Genomic DNA, 8,782 nt, shown 5'->3' on the forward strand with positions numbered 1-8,782 from the left:
CGAGGGCGCCTCGCCGAACTCCCCGGAATTGTCCGCATCATCACGGCGCTCGAATTCTATCGACTCGGCTGGTAATGCTCGTGAATAAGGCTCAAGGTCGACACCAATTGTGGTCAGCTTTCGAGATACTCAAAACATTGTGTGGCGACGCGAGATCAATGGGGCACTTCGCAAGAGCACCTAAATGACGAGCGGCCGGATATCGGCGTTTACAAACAATGACAACATACGGGTGAAACCACCACGCCGTGTACCCTCGTGCTTCTGACTGAGCTGCCCTGCCTAGCCAGCAGTTCCGACTCGCGATCAATTGCGCGAGCGAAACGCAGAAAGAGCGGACATGACACACGAATACCAGGATACCCTCATCCTCAACCGCCTCAATGGTGGCCGACTCACAGTGCACAACGGTCACCTTGTAGACGGAGAGGCAATCATCGTTGTGCGCTATTCAAGCTATGACAAGTGTGCCGCAAACCGCTTGGGTGCCGGCAGAGGCGATCCGGCTGTGTCACGACGCCCCCGCCCGGAAAGATCAACGCAGGCGCCCCACGTCCGAGCCCTGATCGGGTTCGGCGTGGGGCGCGTGCGTCGTTTCCGGGCGTCCTCAGCGGGTTGCGGCGACCGCCTGTTGTAGGCGCCATGCTGCGTAGTCCTGCGCGAGCCGTGCCCGGTGCTGCATCCCAGGCCCGTTCTTCGTGACGGCCCAATGCGACCACATGCCCGCCAGGTACGCGGCGAACGCCGTCAGGTGCTCGCCGGTGACGTTGACGAACGCGGACAGGTTGCCGTCGGCCCACGCTTCCGCCGCGCCGGGCTCGTGACCCGCTTCGACCAGCCGCAGCACCAGATACGCGCAGTCGACCCACGGGGCTGCAGCTCCGGGAAAACCCCAGTCGATCACATGCACTGCGCCGTCCGGGCAGATTCAGAACTGGTCGCCCTGCAGATCGGTGTGCGCCAACCGGTCGCCGTCGGCAAGCGCCGGCAGCCGTGCCGCCCACTCCCGCATATCGACGATGTCCCAGCCGTGCACCACGTCGGGCGCTTGCTCGGCGAGACGGCCCCACCAGTCGGCGGTGCCCCACCGGTCCCGTAGCGACCGCAGCCCCGTCGCGGGGAATTCGCCGAGCCGGTCGACGACCTCGGCGACGATCGGCAGATCCGGCCGCCAAACCCAGTGTGGATCGATCTCGCCCAACTGCACCCCGCAGTAGGAGCAGTACACCCAAACCCCGGCGGCTGGGACCTGCAGTGTCGCCACGGTCTTCCGGAAGACATGGGACGTCACCCACTGGTACTCAATGCGCTGCCGGAGTCGGCGAATCGACTTGCCCGTGTTGCCCGGCCACTTCCACGTCAGCTTGCCATCCGACGTGAGCGTCCCAGCCGGGAACACTGGCTCATCATCACGAGCGCCAGGCGGCCGACGCACGGTCAGCAGGGTGTGCAGGTAGCTAGAGCCTAGGCATCGCGATGACGCGCTGTGCGCTGTGCGCTGTGCGCTGAAAGACTTGCCGCCGTTTCCGCACAAGTCCCTTGCCTTTGATCGGCACGATGTTCCCGTTGATGTCGATCTCGCGCTTAGCCATGTCGAGATCACACCAGCGAATGGCCAGCGCTTCGCCGATACGCACGCCTGGCCGAGCATGAAGCGGACGAAGTCTGGGAGGTCGTAGCGCGTTGCGATCTTGTCGGCGTCGAGCTTGGCGAGGAAGTCGTGCATTTCATCGGCGGTCATGGCGCGCGCCTTCCGCCGTGCGCCGCCTTCGATCGGCGACATCTGCCTGACCGGGTTCGCTGAAATCAGGTCGCGCCTGACCGCTAGCCCGAAGATCCCGGAGAGCACCGTCCGGACAGACCGGCGCGCGTCGGCGGACATGTCCTCGGCCTGCAACGTGTCCATGAGGTCTTCGAGCCGGCCGACGGTGCATTCGTCGAGCCGCAGGTTGCGGATCTCTGGGACGACAACGTTGCGGAGGTACACCGAGTAGGTGTCGTAGGTCGTACCCGACCGGACACCCACGGCACCTTCTTCTCGATCTGTCCGATCCATACCTTGGCGAGGTCGGCGACCTTCGATGTGTTCTTGAGCTGAGCACCGGACTTACCAGATCGTTCCCGGAACGCGTCGCGGAGCGCCTTCTTCGCTTTGCTCTCTGTCGGTCCCCACCGCTCGACCTGGCGCGTGACTCCATCGGTGTCGCGGAAGCACGCGTACGCCTTCCACTGCCCATCGATTTCCTGGGTGGTGATGTTGCCGTGGGTGCCGATGGCGAGTGGAGGCCGAGCCGTGATCGACTCCATTTCCGGTAGGTTTCCGGTGGATACGATCATCATACCGACCTTCGACGAAGATCGGCATGGCCTCTGACCTGGCAAAATGGTGGGGCAGGTGGGACTTGAACCCACGACCTGACGGATTATGAGTCCGCTGCTCTGACCTGCTGAGCTACTGCCCCCGGCGGCTTTCGCAACACTGGCGATCGTAGCGAGGTCACGGGGGGCCGGGACTGGCGGGTCGGACGGCCAACCGGCCCGCTAGGCGACTGGTCGGAATGGGGGAACCAGCAGCGCACAGCGTTACGCCAAGCAGACTACCCAGGTCCCGTCCGCGCGAAGAGAACGGGGCCGGCGCACCCGTGCGCCGGCCCCGGACCGTCGTCGACTCAGCCGATGAAGCTGAAGACGTTGAAGGCTCCGCTTAGCTGGCCGATGACCACGATGGTCGCCAGCAGCGCGCCGACCGCCGCCACCGTGATCACCGACAGCATGATCAAGTAAACGATCGCCTTGATCGGCTTCGGCAGCTTGGCCACCGAGCCGAAGTCGGGCAGCGAGATGTGTGAATCCTTGCCGATCCCTGGTGCGGACATCCTGACTTCCCCCGTCCTCTGTCAGTCCCCTTGGACGAAACACCACTGCATCAAGAGACGAAGCGCAGCGGGTTTCCGTTGCGCGCAACGCGTCACGAGTTCGTTTCGGTAAACAATCGAGCGATCGAACAGCACAGCCAAGCCATTTCAGCCCGCAGGTCGCGTGGCTTGCACAAATCATCCGTGCCGACACCGTCGACCGCGAGCCGAGCAAGGATGTGATCGCGCAACGATCCGGGATCGTTATCCACCCCGACACCAGGCCACTCAGCCAGGTGACACGGCCGCGACCACGGTGTCTCTACCGACAGCTATCCACCGAAATACCCACCACCGATCTTACCCAACGGATGCGCTACCACCGCCACCGGGCGTCGAGACGCGCACAACCCACATTCGACCGTCACGGTGACTCGGAGCGAACAAGTCGTGACGCCCTGTCCCACCTCGACGATCGGCACATGGGATGCGCATCGGGCATATTCCAGCAACCTGTCGAGCGGGTAAACCCGCACTTCAAACTCCATTGTGGACACTTTTTTCGAGGCGGCTCGATCGTGACAACTCGCTCAACTTCCGCCGTGAGCGCAAGGAAGATCAACCTGTGCCGGACGACTAGGCGTTGGTGCTCTGCGGGCCGTGAGGCGCCGGGAAGTCCACAACCGCCTACGAGCACGCCCGGCAGTTCGCCAAGCTCGACCCGCCCACGCATTGATCGACTCCGACCGACTCCAGGGCACGAGCGCAGCTCACCGGTCCGTGGAGCAGCTCGCGGCAATCGCCCGGTTCGAACCACCGAGCGCGATCGCGATCGACACGCCCCCAGGACGTCAGCGCGACCGCGACGCAGATCCTCACCTTCTGGCCGAATCCGGGGGGATGCGAATAACCGACCGTCACCATTCGGGATTACCGCAATCGGCTTCCGAACGTTGTTCCGAACAGTCCTGAGCGGTTGCGCGGCAGGTCCGGTTCATCAATTTCGCTCGTACGGCGCAGGAATGATGCAGATCGGCAAACCTGTCCGGATCGGCATCGACGCCTTCGCGGGCCGGATCACCAGCGGCGAACTCGTGATCGTCCACAGCCACCGCGACGGCCGCCTGGGCACCTTTCCGTCGCATCCACGACCGAAGGCAGAAATCAGGCGGGGCGCTACGGCCGAGAACTCGCCCAGTGGCGGCAACTCGCCCACCGCGACCACCCGCTGCCACCATCCGCACCCTGCTGCACCCAAGCCCACCGCTGGGACGACCAGCCCGCAGCAGGCCAAACGCCCGCCGAAACCGACGAGGCACCCGGCCCCTCAGAGCTGCCCAGAGAATCCCCACAGGCCTGATCCCCGCAGCGCGCGCACTGGACGTCGAGCGGAACGCCCTGGTCCGCGTCGTCCCCGCCCCCCTCCAGTTATGTCACTCAGCTCCGCCGCCCCGGCAGCGCGTTGGTGACGGGCGAACTGGTCCTGGTCGCGACAAACGCCGACCGAGCGCATCTGATCGAAGCGGGCTTCCACACCCATCTCCTCATCGCGGCCAACCCTGTAGCACGGCCTCGCACGATCACCTCTTGGCAGGGTGAGTTGAGTCACGTAGCCTATCCGGCCAAGAACGTGAACTTCGTTTATGTTCACGTGAGGAGAACAGCCCATGATCGTGCCAGGCGACAGGTGCTGGCCGCAGCAGCGGCGGTTTCGCTGGCCGTTTGCCCTCTCAGAGGCGCAAGCGCCACTGCCGAACCCGCCCGGCGGCAACGATCACCTGGGACATCCCGCCCAACACCCGATCGACCTTTACCGGATCGTCCACCACGGCGACTGGAAGAACGGCTGGAACGGCTCGATCACCGCTTTCACCGGCGCGACCCGCCCCTTCCTCGTGTCCTGACACAGCGGCTTCGCAGCCGGCTGGAGGGCGCCAAAGGCAACGTCGGCGCAGTCCGGTGATGGCCATCCCGATCTCGTCGCACTGCCCTCGCGCGTTTTCTCGAGCAGCGGCCGGTGGATGCGGGCGATCACCCCAAATTTGGGTCGCGCTGAGATCCACGGCACCCGTAACGTCACCGAGCACGCTCGCACGATCATGACCAGCCCCCTGCCGGTATCGAACGCATCGCGCGGCACCACGAGGAGATCGCATGACATCGACCGTCTCAATCGAGCAGTACGCCGTCGCCGACGGCGAGAGCGGCCCGTACGCGATCACCACCGGACCGGATGACGCGTTGTGGTTCACCATGGTCCGCAGCGGCCGGATCGGTCGACTGGTGCCGGGGGACGAACCCACCAGCCACCACGTCGCTGCGGAGAGCGGACCAACGATCATCGTCAACGGCCCGGACGGTGCGCTCTGGTTCACCGAGTACCAGGCGCACCGGGTCGGACGCATCACCACCGACGGAGAGATCGACGAGTTCGAACTCCCCACACCGGAATCGGGTCCGTACGGCCTCGCCGCCGGGCCGGACGGCGCGCTGTGGTTCACCGAGACTGCCGCCAACCAGATCGGCCGGATCACCCCGAACGGTCAGGTGCGGGAGTTCCCGCTGCCGCTCGCCAGCGCGTTCCCGTCCGCGATCGTCGCCGGGGCCGACGACGGGATGTGGTTCACCATGAACATGGCCAACGCGATCGGGCGGATCGACCGGGACGGCGAGGTCACCGTGCACCCGCTGCCGACCGAGGCCGCCGGGCCGGTGGGGATCGCGGCGAGTCCGGACGGGGCGATCTGGTTCGTCGAGATCGGCGCTGGCCAGATCGGTCGGATCAGCACCGACGGAAAGATCGAAGAATTCCCCCTGCCCGACCGCGCCGCTAGACCGCACGCCATCGCCACCGGCCCGGACGGCGCAATGTGGTTCACCGAGTGGGGCGCCAACCGTGTCGGCTCGATCACCGCCGAAGGCGCCATCGAGGTCCACGACCTGCCCACGCCCGGCTCGGAACCGCACGGCATCGCCCTCGGCCCGGACGGTGCACTGTGGGCGGCGCTGGAGTTCGGCGCCCTCGCCCGGATCACCCTTCCCACGCCCGAGAACGACCGCTGAACGAGCAAGCGCCACTGCGAAAGCAGCCGCGAAAGGACTTCATGACGGATCAGACGACCATCGACGCGGGTGTCGAGTTCGACCGGCAAGTCCAGAACCTGATCGACCTCGGCTACCCGGCAATGGCTGAAACGGTTCGTCGCCATCGAGCAGATCGGGCTGCCGGACCCGAACGCATATCTGCTGTTCGACGTCGAGCGGGGCGAGGAGTTCTGCGGCGCGGTGCCCAAGCACGCAATGGACGCGGTCGCCGCGCGAACGCGAACCCTGCTCACCATCGAGGAAGGGGCCGCGCTGATCACCCACTTCCCGCAGGTCCTGGTGAAGAACAAGTGCTTCTCGGTCGGCGGCTCACGCTGCGGCGACCGCCGCGTCGCGGCGATCTGGATCAGCCAGAATGCGCCAAAACTCGGCTGGTGCCGGGAAGGCAACCCGCACACCTGGCTCGGGATGGCCTCCGCAGCCACCCGCCGCGCGGCCGGGTAAACCGAGCGTCGGAAGCCGCCTGGGCTTCCGACGCTCCGGTCCGATGTGGATGGTTCAGGCGACGGGCAGCTCCTCGGACACGTTGATCGGCTGCCGCTGCCGCACCTGCCGACGAATCCGGCCCCACGGCTTGAAAACCGACAGCAGGTAGGCGACCAGCATCAGGGTGGGGGCTACCACCACCGGGTAAAGCAGATCGCTGGGCACCACGGCGGTGCGGTCGCCAGCCAGCAGCCGAGCACCAACGTCCGCCGACGCACCAACGCCGGGCCGCAAAGCGAAGACGATCAGCGTCGACATGAGCACGTTCACGCCGAGCTTCACCACGACCCACCAGTACCGGACCAATCCGTACTTGCTGCCCAACCCGAGCAATGCGCCGGTGGCCAGGCACACGAGGCTGGCGCCGAACATCGGCCAGATCGCGAAGATCTCGACCGACTGCAAGGCAATCCCCGCGGTCTGCGGCACGGCGGTCAACATCGCGGTGACCACGAGGATCCCGAGCGCGAGGTCGATCCCGAACCAAGCGGCGCTGGAGAGAATGTGCGCGGCCAGCAGGGTCTTGCGGCTGCGGCCGCTGAGCCTGCGGATCGTCCTGGACATCTCCTGGCCTCCCTTAAAAGCGCTTGGTCAAAACGCCCTTCAATGCTCAACCAACGCGCACATCCGCTCATCTGCCCACGAACGCATCCCCAACTACGCCCGCCTGCGTACGCGCGCAGGCCGGGGTGCTGCAAGACGCGACGCTGCACGAGATCCGCCGAACGCTTACGCACGTGCCGAAGCGATGGGATCACCCCCCGCATGAGGCGCCTGATCTTGGACACGAATCTCGGGTCCTACGTCGGCGAAGAAGACAGCAAACTGGCGCTGCATGCGAAGAGCTCGAATTCGAGGTGCTCAAGCGGAACAGCCTTTCGGCGCGAGAGAACAGCCTCAGCGGTGCTCCCCTCGATCTATTGGCCATCACGGCGGATTCGTCGCTTCTACCCACCTATCTCGCGGGGTGACGAAGCTACCTGGTCGATTGCGATCTTTTCCTCAGCGAGGACCGCCGCTTAATCCGCGCCTTGGAACGCGTTCGATCCGCCGCCCCTGCCTCCATGGCCGAGGTGCATTGGGTTGACGTCGAGCACAGTGGGGAAACGGTCGTCGATGTCATTGCCGACCAAGTGAAATGATCGATTTGCTCCGCGCCGACGACGAACAGACTGCACCGGGACGATCACGTGATCGACTACGACGCTGAGGCACTGAGCTACGACACTTCCCGAGGTGGCGAACCGAGAGCCAAGGCGGCTGCGGATGCCCTTGAACGGCTGCTGCCGCAAGGCCCCGGCACGATCTTGGACATCGCATGCGGTACCGGAATCGTGACCAGCAAGCTGCTGCGGCCAGAACGCGCCGTGCTCGGTGTCGACCGCTCGCCCGGAAATACTGCATTGGCCACGCAGCGCATGCCGGGCCGTGCGTACGTGGCGACGCCACGCGACTACCGTCGCAAGCGGCAGCGTGGAAGCCGCCGTGATCGTCTGGCTGCCGCACTTGCTCCCCGATCCCACGCCGGAGTTGGACGAGGTGGCCAGAGCCCTGAAAGCGGGCGGAGTGCTGGTCACCACGGTCGACAAGAACGACGCTTACTTCGTCGAGGACAACAACATCGCCCAGATAACAGCAGAACTGCGGCGTCGGCACGCACCCCTGGTGCCCGACCACAGCGATTCGGTACTCGACTCTGCGGCCGGACAGGCCGCAGTCCCCGCGAGTGGCGTCGCCCATTCTGTGAATGCGTTCGGCAATTGCGCCGCAGTCCGTCGATCAACCGACGAACCCGCTCCACTTCCGCGCTGACCACATCGCCATTCAACACCGACACAACCAACGACTCGCACGATTGACTACTCTGACCGCTACGGCGAACACACTGGAGGACCAGCGATGAGCTTGGCGGGCCGATGGCGGATCGTGGAAATGGATGAGTGGGACCAAGACGACGTCGACCTCGAAGGACCGGGTTTTATCGAGTTCGCCGAGGACGGGACCGGGCAATTCGGGTTCATCGCAGTCCACGGCTGGATGGACTGCCGCTCGACCGAGCGCGACGGTCGGCCCTGCGTCGAGTTCAGCTGGGAAGGTCACGACGAAGGCGATCAGGTCAGCGGGCGCGGCTGGGCCACCCTGGCCGCCGAGGACACGCTCGAAGGGCACCTGTTCATCCACATGGGAGACGACTCAGGTTTCCGCGCGGCACCGTTGGCCAGAGCCGATCCAAGGGATCGACGATGAGTTTCCTAAGTCAACCCTTGGTCTTTGTTGATCTTGTTTGTGGTTTGGTGGGTGGCAGGGTTGTAGCAGGTTTTGTCGCGCCAGCAGGC

At 65.0% G+C, this 8,782-nt stretch carries 10 protein-coding genes and 1 tRNA gene; 5 read left to right on the plus strand and 6 right to left on the minus strand.

Annotated elements, in window-relative coordinates:
* Positions 1 to 607: 607 nt before the first annotated feature.
* The 5 genes from ACWDKQ_RS33795 to ACWDKQ_RS33815 all read right to left on the minus strand — a co-directional run bounded on the left by ACWDKQ_RS33795 (position 608) and on the right by ACWDKQ_RS33815 (position 3,961).
* Positions 608 to 910, minus strand: a complete 303-nt coding sequence (locus tag ACWDKQ_RS33795) for a hypothetical protein (RefSeq protein WP_450142830.1) — start codon at positions 908 to 910, stop codon at positions 608 to 610.
* 18 nt (positions 911 to 928) lie between these two features.
* Positions 929 to 2,026, minus strand: coding sequence for a hypothetical protein (locus ACWDKQ_RS33800; RefSeq protein ID WP_450142831.1), 1,098 nt, complete (start codon positions 2,024 to 2,026; stop codon positions 929 to 931).
* 358 nt (positions 2,027 to 2,384) lie between these two features.
* Positions 2,385 to 2,462 (minus strand) — tRNA-Ile (locus ACWDKQ_RS33805).
* A 207-nt stretch (positions 2,463 to 2,669) separates the two neighbouring features.
* On the minus strand, positions 2,670 to 2,876 hold the full coding sequence (locus tag ACWDKQ_RS33810; protein ID WP_450142832.1) for a hypothetical protein: 207 nt from the start codon (positions 2,874 to 2,876) through the stop codon (positions 2,670 to 2,672).
* Between the two features lie 896 nt (positions 2,877 to 3,772).
* A complete protein-coding gene (locus ACWDKQ_RS33815; RefSeq protein WP_450142833.1) occupies positions 3,773 to 3,961 on the minus strand; it encodes a hypothetical protein in 189 nt (62 codons plus the stop codon).
* Between the two features lie 561 nt (positions 3,962 to 4,522).
* Here ACWDKQ_RS33815 and ACWDKQ_RS33820 point away from each other — a divergent pair.
* The 3 genes from ACWDKQ_RS33820 to ACWDKQ_RS33830 all read left to right on the plus strand — a co-directional run bounded on the left by ACWDKQ_RS33820 (position 4,523) and on the right by ACWDKQ_RS33830 (position 6,404).
* Positions 4,523 to 4,759, plus strand: coding sequence for a hypothetical protein (locus tag ACWDKQ_RS33820; RefSeq protein WP_450142834.1), 237 nt, complete (start codon positions 4,523 to 4,525; stop codon positions 4,757 to 4,759).
* Positions 4,760 to 5,009: 250 nt separating this feature from the next.
* Positions 5,010 to 5,918 (plus strand): virginiamycin B lyase family protein, encoded by a 909-nt coding sequence (locus tag ACWDKQ_RS33825; protein WP_450142835.1) that lies wholly within the window; start codon positions 5,010 to 5,012, stop codon positions 5,916 to 5,918.
* 126 nt (positions 5,919 to 6,044) lie between these two features.
* Positions 6,045 to 6,404, plus strand: coding sequence for a DUF5701 family protein (locus ACWDKQ_RS33830; protein ID WP_450142839.1), 360 nt, complete (start codon positions 6,045 to 6,047; stop codon positions 6,402 to 6,404).
* 54 nt (positions 6,405 to 6,458) lie between these two features.
* Here the strand turns inward: ACWDKQ_RS33830 and ACWDKQ_RS33835 are convergent, their stop codons facing one another.
* Positions 6,459 to 7,010 carry a hypothetical protein gene (locus ACWDKQ_RS33835; RefSeq protein ID WP_450142836.1) on the minus strand — a complete coding sequence of 184 codons (552 nt, stop codon included), beginning with the start codon at positions 7,008 to 7,010 and terminating at the stop codon, positions 6,459 to 6,461.
* Between the two features lie 921 nt (positions 7,011 to 7,931).
* Here ACWDKQ_RS33835 and ACWDKQ_RS33840 point away from each other — a divergent pair.
* Entirely contained in the window at positions 7,932 to 8,258 is a 327-nt protein-coding gene (locus ACWDKQ_RS33840) for a hypothetical protein (protein ID WP_450142837.1), read from the plus strand.
* 87 nt (positions 8,259 to 8,345) lie between these two features.
* Complete coding sequence (locus tag ACWDKQ_RS33845; RefSeq protein ID WP_450142838.1) at positions 8,346 to 8,693, plus strand: hypothetical protein; 348 nt, start codon at positions 8,346 to 8,348, stop codon at positions 8,691 to 8,693.
* The last annotated feature ends 89 nt before the right edge of the window (positions 8,694 to 8,782 follow it).

Source organism: Saccharopolyspora sp. NPDC000995 (assembly GCF_053599315.1).